Here is a 15,411-nt window from a genome sequence, read left to right on the forward strand (position 1 = left end):
AAGAAAGGTGGTCGTCGTGGTGAAGAGCAGTCTTTCCGTGATAACTCACACAAACGTGGTTTGAAATCTAGCCAAGCGAACAAGCATGGTTTTGAAAAGCCAGTGAAAAAACAGGTTTATGACGTTGAAATCGGTGAAACGATTGTCGTTGCTGACCTTGCTGCGAAAATGGCGGTTAAGGTTCGTGAAGTCATCAAGTCACTGATGAAAATGGGTGAACTGGTTACTCAAAACCAGGCAATCGATCAGGAAATCGCGGCACTTGTGGTTGAAGAAATGGGTCATAACCCGGTACTGGTTTCTGAAACTGCAGTCGAAGATAACCTGCTTGAACAGGCTGAAGAAGCACGTGGTGCGCAAACTACTCGTGCGCCAGTTGTGACTATCATGGGTCACGTTGACCATGGTAAAACATCGCTTCTGGACCGTATTCGTCGTGCTAAAGTGGCGCAAGGCGAAGCAGGGGGTATTACCCAGCATATCGGTGCTTACCATGTAACCACGGATAAAGGTATTATCACATTCCTTGATACTCCGGGACACGCAGCGTTTACTGCAATGCGTTCACGTGGTGCCAAAGCGACTGATATCGTAGTTCTGGTTGTTGCAGCAGATGATGGCGTGATGCCACAAACTGCAGAAGCAATCGATCACGCACGTGCAGCGGGTACGCCAATCATTGTTGCAATCAACAAGATGGATAAAGACTCTGCTGATCCAGATCGCGTATTGAACGAATTGACCACCAAAGAAATCGTACCTGAAGAATGGGGTGGTGACGTTCCTGTCGCGAAAGTATCTGCACATACTGGTGCGGGTATTGACGAACTTCTTGACTTGATTTTAATTCAGTCTGAATTGCTTGAATTGAAGGCGTCTGAAGAAGGTGCGGCACAAGGTGTTGTGATTGAAGCGCGTGTTGATAAAGGCCGCGGTGCAGTGACTTCTATTCTTGTACAAAACGGTACGCTGAAAGTGGGTGACCTGGTTCTTGCTGGTTCATCTTATGGCCGCGTTCGTGCCATGACCGATGAAAACGGTAAACGTATCAAGTCTGCAGGTCCTTCGATTCCAGTTGAAATTCTGGGTCTTCCAGAAGCGCCGATGGCAGGTGACGAAGTTCTTGTTGTGAATGACGAGAAGAAAGCACGTGAAGTTGCCGATGCGCGTATGGATCGTGAACGTCAAAAACGTCTTGAACGTCAATCTGCAATGCGTCTTGAAAACATCATGGCGTCTATGGGCAAAAAAGATGTGCCGATCGTCAATGTGGTATTAAAAACTGATGTACGCGGTACATTGGAAGCGCTGCATGTTGCATTGGCTGAGCTTTCAACGGATGAAGTAAAAGTACGTATCATCGGTTCTGGTGTTGGTGCTATTACTGAATCTGACGTCACACTTGCTGAATCTTCAGAAGCGGTTCTTCTTGGCTTTAACGTACGTGCCGACAATACTGCACGTCAAAAAGCAGATGCAGACAGTATCGACATTCGTTACTACTCAGTGATCTATCAATTGATTGATGACGTGAAAGCAGCGATGAGCGGTAAGCTTGCTCCTGAACACCGTGAAACCATCTTGGGTGTTGCTCAAGTGCGTGAAGTGTTCCACTCAAGCAAATTCGGTGCTGCAGCAGGCTGTATGGTGCTTGAAGGCGTATTACACCGTAACAAACCGATTCGCGTATTACGTGATGACGTGGTGATCTTCCAGGGCGAGCTAGAATCTCTTCGTCGCTACAAAGAAGTGGTGGAAGAAGTTCGTGCCGGTATGGAATGTGGTCTTGCGGTGAAAGGCTATAAAGACATCAAACCTCTCGACAAGATCGAAGTGTATGATGTGCAATTGATTAAACGGAGTCTTTAATGGCGGGTAGTCAACGTCTGAAGCGTATGGCGGATACGGTACAACGCGAGTTGTCTGAACTGATCCGTCAGGAGCTGAAAGATCCACGTCTGGGTGGTCTGGTGACCATCTCAGCCGTGAAGGTGAGCCCAGACTTAGGATATGCAGAAGTTTATGTCACAGTAATGGGTCGTGAACTTGGTGATGAGCAAAGTGAAGCCGCTAATAAAGAAACACTGGATGTCCTGAATAAGGCATCAGGGTTCCTGCGCCATGAACTGAGTCGTCGAATCAAGACACGTATTACACCTCGTCTACGTTTCCATTACGACAAAACCAATGCATATGGTAACTATATGTTTGGTCTGATTGCTGAAGCAGTGAAGGATTTACCTCCTGCTGAAGACAAGAAAGATGAAGAATAAGCTTTTATAAAGCGCAATAAAAAAGCCACCTTAGGGTGGCTTTTTTATTGTTGAACTTTTAAGTAGAGCTGGCTAACTATTACTTTGAATCCTGGTCATTCATTTTCTTTTCATAAAATGCACGACGGCGGGTTTTCTGCCAAGGCAATGGACGTTCTAGTGTTTCTGGCACTTCACCACTCATCGAGCGCAAACGTAAATGCAAGGCCGCTTGCGCCATCAGGTTGGCAGATACCGGTGCAGTAATGAAGGCAAACAGGGTAATCAGTATTTCAGCAAAACCTAAACGACCATAGATAGCCGAAAAAATAATAGAAGCGATCAGAAAGCTTCCCAGGCCTAAGGTACTGGATTTAGTCGGTGCATGCAGACGCATAAAAAGGTCGGGTAGACGTATCATCCCAATGCCACCCACCAGCATAAAAAACGCGCCAATCAATAAAAAAATCGAAACTAGTATTTCTAAAATTAAAGGCATTTAAAAACTCCTAGTCGATGACATGTCCAGTGGTGAAATAGCGGGCAAGGGCAGCGGTAGAAACAAAGCCCAGCATGGCCACCAGTAGGGCACCTTCAAACATGAAAGTGCTGCTCCAGTAGATTCCCAGAATCACCACCAGACAGGTTGCATTTAAAAATAGGGTGTCCAGTGCCAGCAGACGGTCAACGATTGAGGGGCCCATAACCAGTCGGATCAGACACAGTAACATGGAAATCGTGACAGCACCCAGACAAATCAGCAATGCATAAGGCAGAATGGTCATGCTTCAGCTCCTGATTGTGCGCTAAAAATTTTAATCAAAGGTTGTTCATAGCGCTGTTTGATGGTTTCGATTTCGGCCTCTTCATCATCCGTGCTTAAGGCATGCACCAGAATATCGCCACGATCCTGATCAATCCCCGCAGAGACTGTACCTGGTGTGGTGGTAATAATCATTGCCAGCAAAGTATTCACTTCTTCATGCTCGGTATCCAGAGGAACACGAAACCATTTTGGATGCAGATTTTTGGTCGGTCCCAGTACTAAAATCGCGACTTTAATATTAGCGACAATGATGTCCCAAACAACGATCCAAAACAGGCGCATCGCCGGGATCCACCGGATATTCGGCGTGTAATCAATGAAAGGGGCGACCATTCTCGGAATCAAGATGGCCAGAAATAGTGCCATGAGCACTGTGCCGGCTTCCATATTATGGGCCAGCATGACCCAGCTCATCGCCACAATCACAGAAACGAAAGGATGAGGAAACCAGCGTTGAAGTAATGATTCAGCCATTAAAGTCCCTCCGCCGGTTTAAGTTGATTGTCGTCGTATTTGTTCTGTTCAATATACTGCTTATCAATCTGACGTTGTTTAAATTCAGAAATATGATCGCCATTTAAGGTGTTTTCTGAAATGACATAAGGAATCAGATGCGCATTTGGATCAGGCGTTTCACCACCGTATTTGGTTTCTGGTAAATAACCCGGATCAAATGGCTGTACACTAATAAACTTACCTTCAGCATCACGTTTTAACAGTGCTGCTTCATAAATCGGATTGGTCTTAATCTGTGCTGCGGTCTGATAATTATATTGATAAATCGGTGCAGCAAAAACAACATAGGCTGTCAGACTGAGCAATAACAGATAAATGACCCGGTCATTTCGTGCCGGTGCCTTGCTGGGTAAGGCTTCATATTTGCTGAATTCTTCAGAATTTTCATCCTGTTCCGGTCGGCTTGAACGCCAGAACAGAATAAAACCGACCCGGGTAAAAGCTAGAATACTCAGTAAGCTGACCAGTAGAACCGTAAAGATAATCAGCATTTGATGCTCAGACTGTCCTGAAGCTTGCAGGATAAACACTTTACCGAAGAAGCCACTGAAAGGTGGCAAGCCGGCCATCATCAAGGCAATGATGAAATACACAATAGAAACCAAAGTATTCTGTTTCATCTGTGGTGCAATTTTAAAGTGATCTTTAAATTCACCGCGTTGTGAAGTAATCCAGCCACACAGGATATAAAAGGCTGCGCCAATCAGGGTACTGTGCACCATATAGTACAAGGCACCTGCCCAAGCCTGGGTGCTGTTCATGGCAATCGCAATAAGAATAGTCCCGACTGAAGACAGGATCATAAAGCCGACAAAACGACGTAGACGTTCAGTTCCAATTGCACCAAATGCGCCATACAGTGAGGTAATCACCCCAATGACCAGCAGACAGTTCATCAGGATCTGATGGCTATATTCATCATCAAATACAGTGCCATTGACCCGGATAATTGCGTAGATCCCGACTTTGGTCATGATGGTAAACAGGGCAGCCACCGGAGTAGTTGCAACAGCATACGTTTTAGGAAGCCACAGGCCTACCGGTAACATGGCAGCCTTGATCCCGAACACCACAAATAGCATCAGTCCGCCTGCAACGGCCAGCTTATGTTCGTCACCTGCCAGAGTTGGCATCAGACGAGCAACATCAGCCATATTCAGGCTGCCGACACTGCCATAAATCATCCCGAGTCCGATCAGGAACATGGCAGAAGCGAGCAGGTTAATAGCCACATAATGTACACCGAGCTGGAAGCGTGCCTTGCCTTGCCCATGCAAAAGCAGGACATAGGATGCCATTAACAAGATCTCGAAGAACACGAACAGGTTAAACAAGTCACCGGTCAGGAAGGCACCACTAAGCCCCATTAACAGAAAATGGACCATGGCGTGGAAATAGCGCCCGCGAATATCCCATTCTTTACTGGCATACCAAACGATTGGCAAAGCGAGTGTATAGGTCAGTACCAGCATCAAGGCAGAGAGCTGGTCCAGGACCAGCACAATACCAAAAGGGGCGGCCCATTCACTTAAAGTGTAGACACTAATTTGCCCTTGACTGCTATTGATCAGATAGCCAATCGCCATAATCAAACCCAATAGGGTCGAAATATGACTCACGCTACGACGCCAAGGCTGACGCCAGTCGGTAATCAGAGAACCGGAACCTGGGTTACCTAACAGTACTAAAATAAAGGCAGTAAACGCCGGTAAAAGAATACTGAAAATAGGGGTGTGTTGATTCAAGAAGTTGAGAAGATCAGTCATTACGGCTCATCCTCACGTGGGTCATGTTGCGGTATCTCTTCTTTGGAATCAACGTGATCTGTTCCTGATTCATAACGGCTACGTAAGGCCAGCTGTACAATAAAGGCGGTGGTGGCAAAACCGATTACAATTGCGGTTAAAACCAAGGCCTGAGGTAAAGGATCGGTGACCTGCGTGGTTTCGGTGAGCACTGCAGGCGAATTCATCTGAATACGGCCCATGGCAAATAAAAACAGGTTCACTGCATAACCAATCATGGCCAGTCCAAGGACGACCGGAAAGGTACGTGCCCGCAGAATCAGATAGATCCCGGTGGCAGTAAGTAGGCCAATTGCTGAGGCTAATAAAAGTTCTAAACTAATCATTCTATTATCCTCTTGGTACTGGGCCAGTCATACTGGAGTGACGGGAGTCACCCAGAACGGAAATCATCAGCATGGTCGCACCGACTACGGTGACATAGACACCGACATCAAATAGTGCAGCAGAAGCCAGATGCATATCGCCAAGTAATGGCGGATGGACATGAATATGGGCACTGGTCAGGAATGGACGTGACCAGAACCAGGCTGCGATACCGGTTAGGCCTGCAATAGTCAGGCCGATACCAATCCAGATTTCATAGAGACGTCCAGATTTAGCTCCCAGCATTTTTTCTGCATGATCCTGACCAATGGCAACGTATTGAATGATCAAGGCCAATGAGGTGACCAGACCGGCAATAAAACCGCCACCCGGAAGATTATGGCCGCGCATAAAGATATATAGGCTAACCACCAGGGCTACCGGTAAAATCCACGATGCTGTAATACGCAGCATCAAAGGGGAGGGGTTAAAACGGTAAGTCAGGCCTTGGGTAATGGTGGTGCCATGGGCACGCATACCGTCCATCAGACTCAGTACCCCAATGGCAGCAATCCCAAGTACGGTAATCTCGCCGAAGGTATCGAAACCACGGAAATCGACCAGAATTACATTGACGACGTTTGTACCGCCACCAAGCGGAATCGATTGTTGGATGAAGAACCAGGAAATTGAATTATGGTCACGTGTCATAACCAGCCAGGCAACTGTTGCAATTCCTAGACCTCCGCAGACTGCAATCACTGCATCTCGCCAGCGTCGGGTCGGGCTGGATTCATAAGGCGTGAGTTGTGGCAGGAGTGACAGGCTCATTAGTAGCAGAACCGTCGTTACTACATCGACTGTAATCTGGGTCAAAGCCAGATCGGGTGCTGAAAAACCAATGAAAACCATGGTGACGACCAGACCGACCGCACCGCTGATCAGGATGGCTTTAATCCGTTCATGATGGAACCACAGCATCATCCAGCAGGCTGAGAACAGCAGTAACCATAGAACGATGGCAAGCACTGGAGCATGGGTCAGTTCGCGGCTACCGGTGTCGATCCCATTGACTACAAGTGGATAGCCCACCAGGCCAATCGTAAACAGCACAATCCACAAAATGTAACTTTGCAATTTGCCATTTTCAGTCGCACGGCGGAAACGTCGTGAATTCAGTAACAGATTTTTCAGGAACAGATCAAACAATACACGGCCTTGCAGTTTGCCCAGTTTTGGATCCAGATCAATTTCCCGGATCGCACCGCCTTTGGCCAGTGCAAAATAGAAAATTGCACCGCCGAATATCGCGATGATACTCATCACCAAAGGCAGATTAATACCGTGCCAGAGGGCGAGGTGAGTTCCTTCAAAGGCGAAATTCTGGGTTGACGCTTGTGTGGTGCTATTTACAATCTTTTCGACCAGCAATCCTGGTAGCAGACCAACTGCGATACACAGGAAAGCCAGTAAAATAGCCGGTGCACGCATACCGAATGGCGGCTCATGCGCATCTTTATTTGGGACTTGCTGGCCTAACGGACCATCAAAAAATACGCCATGTACCAGACGAATCGAATAGGCGACAGCGAAAATTCCGGCCAGTGTTCCTGCAATGGCTGCACCCACCATGACTGGGCCACTTAAGTTTGCGACCAGTTCGGTAAAGAACATCTCTTTGGACAAGAAACCATTGGTGAATGGAATACCAGCCATGGAGGCAGCGGTGATCATGGTCAGCGTTGCGGTAAAAGGTAGCATTTGCCAAAGACCAGACAATTTTCGCAGATCCCGGGTACCGGATTCATGGTCAATAATCCCGGCAATCATGAACAAGGCAGCTTTAAAGGTTGCATGGTTAATGATATGGAAAATTGCTGCTGCGACGGCTAGTGGTGAGCCAATACCCAGCAGACACATGATCAGGCCTAAATGGCTAATAGTTGAATAGGCCAACAGACCTTTCAGATCTTCTTTAAAGATGGCAAAGAACGCTGCCACACACAGGGTAAATAACCCGATAAAAGTAACAATATTATGGAACAGTGCCGCGCCTGCAAAAATCGGCAATAAACGTGCAACTAAAAACAGGCCTGCTTTGACCATGGTGGCAGAGTGCAGATAGGCAGACACCGGCGTCGGTGCAGCCATCGCATTTGGTAACCAGAAGTGAAACGGGAACTGCGCACTTTTGGTAAAAGCACCGAGTAAAATTAATAATAATGTCGGTACAAATAGAGCATGCGCCTGAATCTGTCCACCCATCATCAGGATCTGGTCAATCTGATAGGTACCCGTCATCTGTCCGAGCAGAATAAAACCACCCAGCATAGATAAGCCGCCCATCCCGGTAATGGTCAGAGCCATGCGTGAGCCGCGTTGAGCCGCTTCATAATTGCTCCAGTAACCGACCAGCAGAAAGGAAGAAATACTGGTGAGTTCCCAAAAGATCAGGAGAATCAGAAGATTATTAGACAATGAAATGCCGAGCATCGCTGCCATAAACAGCATCAGCAGGAAATACAGTTTACTCAGGGAGTTTTTAGGGCTGAGATAGTAATAGGCATAGATATAAATCAGGGTACCAATCCCACTAATCAGCAGAGCAAACAGCATGCCCAAAGCATCCAGCCGGAAACTGAAATCGATTCCAAGCTGGGGTAGCCAGGACCAGGTCTGGGTAATTACCGTTCCATTAAATACAGCAGGCGCCTGACTCAACAGTAATAAGAAACTGCTGAGGCTGACGGCAATTGCTCCTAAAGCCGTTACCCCGCGTGAAAATTGCTTCAGCCACGAGACAAGGGTTGTGCCTAATACTAACGGTAACAATATAATAATTGGCAGCACACTCGTATCCATTGTCGTGATATAGGTTAAGGTCAACCTAGGGTGAATCTTTATCTTTCAAGGATTACAGGACCACAAAGAGCGACCCAAAACTTCTCGATCTTGAAAGCCAGAATGATATTCAAACAGAATAAAACAGTTGTATTGCGCAACTTATAAACGATAGCAAATTCCGATTTTACAACGAAAATTGCAAGTAAAACCGATCATATTACAGGATAACCACAACATCAATCTTTTTATGTAGAACTTGTAGATTATACGTAAGCTTGGTTTTGATATGGGGTGCATGCTTGAACATCTCGTACAAATTTGACCGAAAATAAAGATCAAACTCCCTGCATTTATTGATAAAAATTTATAACTTCTTGATCAGAAATGCAGAAAATCAAAACCTATTCTTGCATCCTGATTTTAATTTTTAAATTGCATTATCGTTTCAGCACTAGTTAAGAAGATTGAGGCAGGCTTTGTGAATTATCTTGACTCAACAGTTGTAAAAGTTCTTGCTGCTGTTCTGTGCTTAGCTGTTCCTGAATCAGTTGCAAAACAGACTGAGCCGTCAAGTTGACTATTTCTGGTTCCTGAAGTGCATCTTCAACTTTTTCTATATCTGAATGATTTTGGCTCATCTCAAGCGGCAACTCTGCATAAAAATGATCATACTGAACCTGCATTGGATTTAGATGGATGGGATGCAACTGTTTATTTTCCAGTTTTAGACATTGAAAATCCTGAGCCTGCTCCAGCAATTCCGGCCGGTTTCCAGTCACAATAATCTGCAAGTTAGGAAACGCCTGATGCAGACGCGGTAAAATGACGGCGGCCATGTCCTGATCCAGTTGATGATCAATTTCATCAATCAGTAAAATGCCAGTACCTTCCTGACAGGGAAATAAGCTGTGCGGATTAAGCAGACAAAGGCGCCGTACAACATCTCCCACCAGTGCAATCCAGTTCCGGATACTGCTCGACAACTGCTGAAAGCTAAAGGTGTGATCCTGATAACGCACCATCAATTGCAGCTTGGGCTGGTAGTCCAGATAAATCTGGCTAAGTTCTGGTAGTACAATGGATAAAGCTTTACGCAAGGCAGTCAGGCTCGGTTTATGCATATGTGCTTTAGCTTTTTCAATTTGCTGGACCAGCTGATCTACCTGTATATCATCCGATTGCTGTAGCGCCTGATCTAGAATCTGGTCAATGATCTTGGCACTTTGTGCATTTTCGATATCACTGATTTCACGAAACCATTCAAAGAAACGTGCAAAAGTCGTAAAAGGGATAGCAGTAATTTCATAGGCATGCGCAGTCTGAAAAATGGCCTGATTATTTTTGCTGAGTAAATTGATTTCATTGACGAAGCGTTCAGCCGGATAATAGGCGACCATAGGCAAGCCGAGCAAAGGGTCATGTTGTCTTGCCTTCTGATAAAGATTCACCATGGTATCGAGTTGCTGGGTTTCCGCTTTGGCAAAGCCAATGCCCTGACTATTTAAAGTTTTGTATAACTGCCAAGAACAGGATTGGGCAGCTTCTCCCTGTGCTGATTCAGGCAATGACCTCAAATCGTCAGGAAAACGCACCTGGATATCAATTTTGGATTGCAGACGATTTTGCAGGATATCCTGATCCAGCATGCTTAAACCTGCGGTACGCAAGTCACGAAAACGGGCAGAAAACCAGGTCAAAGCCTGATAACTCAAGCGCAGCAAGGTGGTTTTACCCGAACCCTGATCACCTAGAATTAAAGTCACAGGTGTTTTTTGCAGATCAAAATCAAGCTGGATATTAGAAAAGTGCAGAGCATGTTTAAGTTGTATTTTTTCGATGTGCATGGATCACCTGTAGCGTGATTTTTTACATCTATGTTTTACCTTAGCCGACGGCTTGGCGCAGTGACTGTGGCATCCTGATTTTCAGTTGTTGAATGAGGTCATAAATGTGATGAATATTTAAGCTTACTTTAGCACGAGTACAGGCCACGTACAGCAGACGTAACTCTTCGTCACTAATTTTATGGTCTTTCTCGTTCAGCTTGAACTGGTAGTCATCCTCAATGTGTACCCGATCCCATTCCAAACCTTTGGCCTTATGCGCGGTAGAGATAATGTAGTCTGCTTGCCCGATTGGAGTGATTTTGGCGAGAGCAGTTTTCAGGGGATCAGTACCATGTTCATCAACCAGTTTGACTAAAGGTTTGATATCACTACCTTCATTGGTCTCGCAGTACTCGTGCACATCATGCCAGGAATTAAACCAGGCCAGCTCAGGTACATCAACCACACGCTTGCCTTGTTTCAGCATCGCGGCGGCATCAACAAAACGGTTTAATTTGATATGATCCGCTTGCAGGCTGACTTTATCGCCACGTACTAAACCGGCAAGTAATAGTTCCATAGCACGCGCATTGGTCCGACATAGAATCGCATCGCGTAGTTTGGTATGTGGTTTATTGACCACTTTGGAATTTAAGTGCGGATTACCGAGTAGGGGCACAGTTTCATTCAATGCTCCTAAAATGGCATTAGCATTCAGCGCAATTTCAGGCCCGAAACGGAATGAAGTGGTCAGACGAGATTCAGGTAGTGGCAGCTGCTGCATGGCATTCACTGCACCACGCCAGGCATAAATCTGCTGATGTGCATCACCGACATAGATGACCTGAGTGCTACGCTGTTTTAGCAAAATTCCGAGCATTAGCGGATCGGCATCCTGTGCTTCATCAAACAGCACATAGTCGGCAGGAATATTGGGCTCAGACAATGCCCAAAGTTTCAGGTAAATATCATGCCCAATCCCGGCCTGATGATTGGGATCAATTGACTCTAACCAACGCCGTTCAACTGCTGGATAAAGTTTCTTTTGCAATGCTTCAATATCATCTGGGTGTAGCCAGCTCGGTGCCTGAATATGTCGCGGGGCGGGATATTGCGAACTGGTTGAGCAGAAATAGCCAACTGCATTCGCGACCAGACTGGCCAGACGCGAAGGCATCAGTACATATTTTTCATAACGTCCGCCCATCATCCGGCGCAAGGTCATCGGTTCAAGGCGATATTCTTTGGCAATAAAGCTTGGACTTAAACGCGGTAGGCGTAGTTTATCCGTGACTCCACGTGGAACACTGCGAAAAGCCAGGGAGTGGAAAGTACGGCAGTCGACACCACGATGAAACTTGTTTTGTGCTTCTGAGGCAATGGATTTATTAAACGCCAGATACATGCCACGCCGTTCCGGCATGGCATCACTGATCATTTGCAGGGTCGTAGTTTTACCTGTGCCCGCATAGGCAATGACTTTAAAAGATTTTCCCAGACGTGCGTTATCAATGGCAGTGGCCTGCTCATAGGTCGCTTTGGGTTTTTGCAGATCAGACACAGGTAGATTCATTCACGACTTAATGTTGACGATTGGCTTTTTCAACCAGACCGGATAGACCCTGACGGCGTGCCAGTTCATTCAGGACCAGTTGTGGATCAAGGTCAAAATAACCAAGCATGACAATGGTATGGAACCACAGATCAGCTACTTCATAGATCAGGTCATTCTTGTTGTCTTCAGAGGCTTCAGTTTTGAAATCTTTAGCCGCGATCACGGTTTCAAAGCTTTCTTCACCGACTTTTTCCAGAATCTTGTTGAGGCCTTTATGGTACAGCTTGGCCACATAAGAGGATTCCGGATCAGCTTTCTTACGCTCTGCCATCATCTCGCCCAAGTATGACAAGACTTCAACCTGTTCAGACTGAGCGGTTGAGGCATTCATAGCAAGGGTGTGAGGATTTGTTGATTTTTCACCGTAAATTGCAGCAGGATCTTTGATTTGTGCATCGACAATTTCCCAGCCATTCGGTGTCAGTTTACGATAGAAACATGATTCACGGCCGGTATGGCAGGCAATGCCACCATGCTGTTCAATCTGTAAAATAATCACGTCCGCATCACAGTCCAGACGGATTTCATGCACGGTCTGGAAATGACCAGATTCTTCGCCCTTATGCCATAACTTGTTGCGCGAACGGGAGAAATAGACCGCCTGATTTTTTTCGGCAGTTAAAGCTAGCGCTTCACGATTCATCCAGGCGACCATCAATACACGACCAGTTTGATGGTGCTGGGCAATGGCAGGGATCAGACCTTGTTCGTTAAATTTTACTTCATCGAGCCATTGCACGTTGTTCATAAGGGTTTCCATTAATTGAATCAGAATATAAAAAGATGGATAGGAAATATCCGTCCATAGTGTACGTGATCTCGTCGCATTTGCGGCAAAAATCTGTGCCTGAAAAGACAGGATGTGTCGTTGGGCGCATTCAGATTATAAACCTGAGCGGCTGAATCGCTAAAGTACAGAAATAAAATAGCCGCCAGTAGGCGGCCGGAATATTCTTGAAGAAATTACCAGTGCTCGCCCGGGAAGATCCGTGCATAGGCCTTTTGCACCCAGTTCAGTTTTTGTGGCTGACCCACTGATGCTGAAGAGCTTGGGAACAGGTTATAACCGATCGACATCAGGACATTGTTGATGTCTGGTGCAATCGCATAGGTAATCGAAGCCAGACGTCCCAAATTGGTTGCGACTTTCTTCGGACGTTTCACAATCGCATAAGCAACCAGTTCAGCTGCCTGTTCCGGAGACAGGGTAGGCACATATTTATACATCTTGGTCGGTGCGATCATTGGTGTACGAACCAAAGGCATATAAATTGAAGTGATTGCAATTTTATGTGAATGGACTTCTGCAGACAGACAGCGGCTGAAAGCATCCAGTGCCGCTTTAGATGCGACATAAGCCGAGAAGCGGGTGGCGTTCGCCAATACACCAATCGAGCTGATATTGATGATATGACCTGCACGGCGAATCATCATTTGCGGCAGGATATTCATCACCAGGCGCACTGCACCAAAATAATTTAGCTGCATGGTACGTTCAAAATCATGAAAACGATCTACTGATTCATGCACCGCACGGCGAATCGAGCGGCCCGCATTGTTAATCAGGATATCGATATGGTCGACTGAAGCAATAATCTGTTTGGACACTTCATCAATGGATTCCATATTGTTGAGATCACATGGAAATACCGAAGCTTTACCGCCTTTGGATTCAATTTCTTTTTTTACTTGTTCTAGGGTGTCTTTGGTACGCGCGACCAGTAAAACATGTGCGCCAGCATCTGCCAGCTGATGTGCCGTCGTTAAACCTATACCACTGGATGCGCCTGTAATGAGAACAGTTTTACCTGCAATACGTTTTTCCAATTGTTTCTGTAGTCTAGTTTTCACGTTTGTTATCCCTAATTTGAAGACTGCGTTCAAATTATTTTTATTAAAAAATCAAAGATGGCTCTAACAGAGATAAGAGCGAAGATGAGTACTAATATGATAACTAATTATTTAAGAAAATCTATACATTAAACTATTGAAAATAAAATAAAAAATTAGAGTAATTGCTCTATTTGTGTTCGCCGTTTCAATTGATTTTTATCATAAAAATAAATCACAAAGCAAGTGATTGTATTCAAAAAAATAAATAAAAAAACTCCAGCATTTTTGCTGGAGTTTTTTGCTTTAAAATGGCGCTTAAACTGCTGCAAGAGACTGTTCTAGATCCGCAATCAGGTCATCAATATGTTCAATTCCGATCGATAAGCGAACCATATCTTCACTCACACCTGCTGATTTAAGCTCTTCAGGATTGAGCTGGCGGTGGGTGGTGGTTGCAGGATGACAGGCGAGACTCTTAGCATCCCCAATATTGACCAGACGGGTGAACAGTTGCAGGGCATCGATAAAACGGGCACCGCCTTCACGGCCACCTTCTACACCAAAAGTCAGAATGGCAGACGGTTTACCTTTCACATATTTTTGTGCCAAAGCATGCTGCGGGTGATCTTTCAGACCGGCATAATTGACCCATTTTACTTTTAGATGCTGTTGCAAATATTCTGCAACCTTCAGCGCATTTTCAGTATGACGTTCCATACGCAGGCTCAAAGTTTCCAAGCCTTGCAGAATTAAAAATACATTTTGCGGGCTGATCGCTGCCCCGGTATTACGCAGAGGTACGACACGAGCACGCGCGATATACGCCGCTTCACCTAAAGCTTCAACATAATTAACACCGTGATAACTCGGATCAGGTGTATTCAGAGCAGGGAAACGCTCGGCATGTTGACCCCATGGGAATTTACCGCTATCCACGATAATGCCGCCAATCGAATTCCCATGACCACCAATATATTTGGTCAGTGAATGCACCACGATGTCGGCACCGAAATCAAAAGATTTCTGTAGGACTGGTGTCGCTACAGTATTGTCGACGATGACTGGTACGCCATATTCATGGGCAATTTTGGAAATCGCTTCGAGGTCAATAATATTACCCAGCGGGTTACCAATTGATTCCACAAAAACCAGTTTGGTCTTGTCATCAATTAGGCCACGTAATGCTTCCGGGTCTTGATAATCAAAGAAGCGAACTTCGATCCCTTGTTTAGGCAGCGTATGCGCAAACAGGTTATAGGTGCCGCCATATAAAGTAGACACTGAAGCAATATTGTCACCCGCTTCAGCAATGGTCTGAATCGCATAGGTAATCGCAGCCATACCCGAAGCCAATGCCAGCGCACCAATCCCGCCTTCCATAGCTGCAATACGTTGTTCCAGCACTGCCGTGGTTGGGTTCATGATACGGGTATAAATATTGCCCTGAACTTTTAAATCAAACAGGTCTGCACCGTGCTGAGTATTGTCAAAAGCATATGAGGTAGTTTGATAAATGGGAACCGCAACAGCTTTAGTAGTAGGTTCCGGGCTATAGCCTGCGTGAATCGCTAAAGTTTCTGCTTTATAA

13 protein-coding genes are annotated in these 15,411 nt (G+C 45.8%); 2 read left to right on the forward strand and 11 right to left on the reverse strand.

The genetic code is table 11. From position 1 onward, the window contains the following. Positions 1 to 1,869, forward strand: a 1,869-nt coding sequence (gene infB / locus B4J23_RS12925) for a translation initiation factor IF-2 (protein ID WP_291361150.1), incomplete at its 5' end; no start/stop codon positions are given. Further along, positions 1,869 to 2,273: a ribosome-binding factor A gene (locus tag B4J23_RS12930; protein ID WP_004810065.1), complete on the forward strand. Its 405-nt coding sequence runs from the start codon at positions 1,869 to 1,871 to the stop codon at positions 2,271 to 2,273. The genes infB and B4J23_RS12930, both read left to right, overlap by 1 nt. 79 nt (positions 2,274 to 2,352) lie before the next feature. On the opposite strand, the gene B4J23_RS12935 is transcribed toward B4J23_RS12930, so the two are convergent. From B4J23_RS12935 to B4J23_RS12985, 11 genes are all read right to left on the reverse strand, one after another. After that, entirely contained in the window at positions 2,353 to 2,751 is a 399-nt protein-coding gene (locus B4J23_RS12935) for a Na+/H+ antiporter subunit G (RefSeq protein ID WP_180011354.1), read from the reverse strand. A 10-nt stretch (positions 2,752 to 2,761) separates the two neighbouring features. After that, complete coding sequence (locus tag B4J23_RS12940) at positions 2,762 to 3,037, reverse strand: monovalent cation/H+ antiporter subunit F (RefSeq protein WP_004787192.1); 276 nt, start codon at positions 3,035 to 3,037, stop codon at positions 2,762 to 2,764. Beyond that, entirely contained in the window at positions 3,034 to 3,552 is a 519-nt protein-coding gene (locus B4J23_RS12945; protein ID WP_284879470.1) for a Na+/H+ antiporter subunit E, read from the reverse strand. Before B4J23_RS12945 ends, B4J23_RS12940 begins: the two co-directional genes overlap by 4 nt. Next, on the reverse strand, positions 3,552 to 5,360 hold the full coding sequence (locus B4J23_RS12950; protein ID WP_291361154.1) for a monovalent cation/H+ antiporter subunit D: 1,809 nt from the start codon (positions 5,358 to 5,360) through the stop codon (positions 3,552 to 3,554). Before B4J23_RS12950 ends, B4J23_RS12945 begins: the two co-directional genes overlap by 1 nt. Further along, positions 5,360 to 5,725: a Na+/H+ antiporter subunit C gene (locus tag B4J23_RS12955; protein WP_034169749.1), complete on the reverse strand. Its 366-nt coding sequence runs from the start codon at positions 5,723 to 5,725 to the stop codon at positions 5,360 to 5,362. Before B4J23_RS12955 ends, B4J23_RS12950 begins: the two co-directional genes overlap by 1 nt. A gap of 4 nt (positions 5,726 to 5,729) precedes the next feature. Then, positions 5,730 to 8,567: a monovalent cation/H+ antiporter subunit A gene (locus tag B4J23_RS12960; RefSeq protein WP_291361165.1), complete on the reverse strand. Its 2,838-nt coding sequence runs from the start codon at positions 8,565 to 8,567 to the stop codon at positions 5,730 to 5,732. A gap of 437 nt (positions 8,568 to 9,004) precedes the next feature. Beyond that, positions 9,005 to 10,393 carry an AAA family ATPase gene (locus B4J23_RS12965; protein WP_291361157.1) on the reverse strand — a complete coding sequence of 463 codons (1,389 nt, stop codon included), beginning with the start codon at positions 10,391 to 10,393 and terminating at the stop codon, positions 9,005 to 9,007. Positions 10,394 to 10,433: 40 nt separating this feature from the next. After that, positions 10,434 to 11,936 (reverse strand): AAA family ATPase, encoded by a 1,503-nt coding sequence (locus B4J23_RS12970; protein ID WP_291361159.1) that lies wholly within the window; start codon positions 11,934 to 11,936, stop codon positions 10,434 to 10,436. A 19-nt stretch (positions 11,937 to 11,955) separates the two neighbouring features. Further along, positions 11,956 to 12,738, reverse strand: coding sequence for a bifunctional phosphoribosyl-AMP cyclohydrolase/phosphoribosyl-ATP diphosphatase HisIE (gene hisIE / locus B4J23_RS12975; protein WP_159122705.1), 783 nt, complete (start codon positions 12,736 to 12,738; stop codon positions 11,956 to 11,958). Between the two features lie 215 nt (positions 12,739 to 12,953). Continuing rightward, positions 12,954 to 13,841, reverse strand: coding sequence for an SDR family NAD(P)-dependent oxidoreductase (locus tag B4J23_RS12980; RefSeq protein ID WP_291361161.1), 888 nt, complete (start codon positions 13,839 to 13,841; stop codon positions 12,954 to 12,956). 297 nt (positions 13,842 to 14,138) lie between these two features. Continuing rightward, the coding region (locus B4J23_RS12985; protein ID WP_291361163.1) for an O-acetylhomoserine aminocarboxypropyltransferase/cysteine synthase family protein at positions 14,139 to 15,411 on the reverse strand (1,273 nt) is incomplete at its 5' end.

Source organism: Acinetobacter sp. UBA3025 (assembly GCF_002367915.1).
Taxonomy (GTDB): Bacteria; Pseudomonadota; Gammaproteobacteria; order Pseudomonadales; family Moraxellaceae; genus Acinetobacter.

Coding starts and splice junctions, on each gene's coding strand:
- B4J23_RS12960 (WP_291361165.1), bottom strand. CDS start 8,567: ATGGATACGAGTGTGCTGCCAATTATTATATTGTTACCGTTAGTATTA.
- B4J23_RS12945 (WP_284879470.1), bottom strand. CDS start 3,552: ATGGCTGAATCATTACTTCAACGCTGGTTTCCTCATCCTTTCGTTTCT.
- B4J23_RS12965 (WP_291361157.1), bottom strand. CDS start 10,393: ATGCACATCGAAAAAATACAACTTAAACATGCTCTGCACTTTTCTAAT.
- B4J23_RS12955 (WP_034169749.1), bottom strand. CDS start 5,725: ATGATTAGTTTAGAACTTTTATTAGCCTCAGCAATTGGCCTACTTACT.
- B4J23_RS12935 (WP_180011354.1), bottom strand. CDS start 2,751: ATGCCTTTAATTTTAGAAATACTAGTTTCGATTTTTTTATTGATTGGC.
- B4J23_RS12930 (WP_004810065.1), top strand. CDS start 1,869: ATGGCGGGTAGTCAACGTCTGAAGCGTATGGCGGATACGGTACAACGC.
- hisIE (WP_159122705.1), bottom strand. CDS start 12,738: ATGAACAACGTGCAATGGCTCGATGAAGTAAAATTTAACGAACAAGGT.
- B4J23_RS12950 (WP_291361154.1), bottom strand. CDS start 5,360: ATGACTGATCTTCTCAACTTCTTGAATCAACACACCCCTATTTTCAGT.
- B4J23_RS12940 (WP_004787192.1), bottom strand. CDS start 3,037: ATGACCATTCTGCCTTATGCATTGCTGATTTGTCTGGGTGCTGTCACG.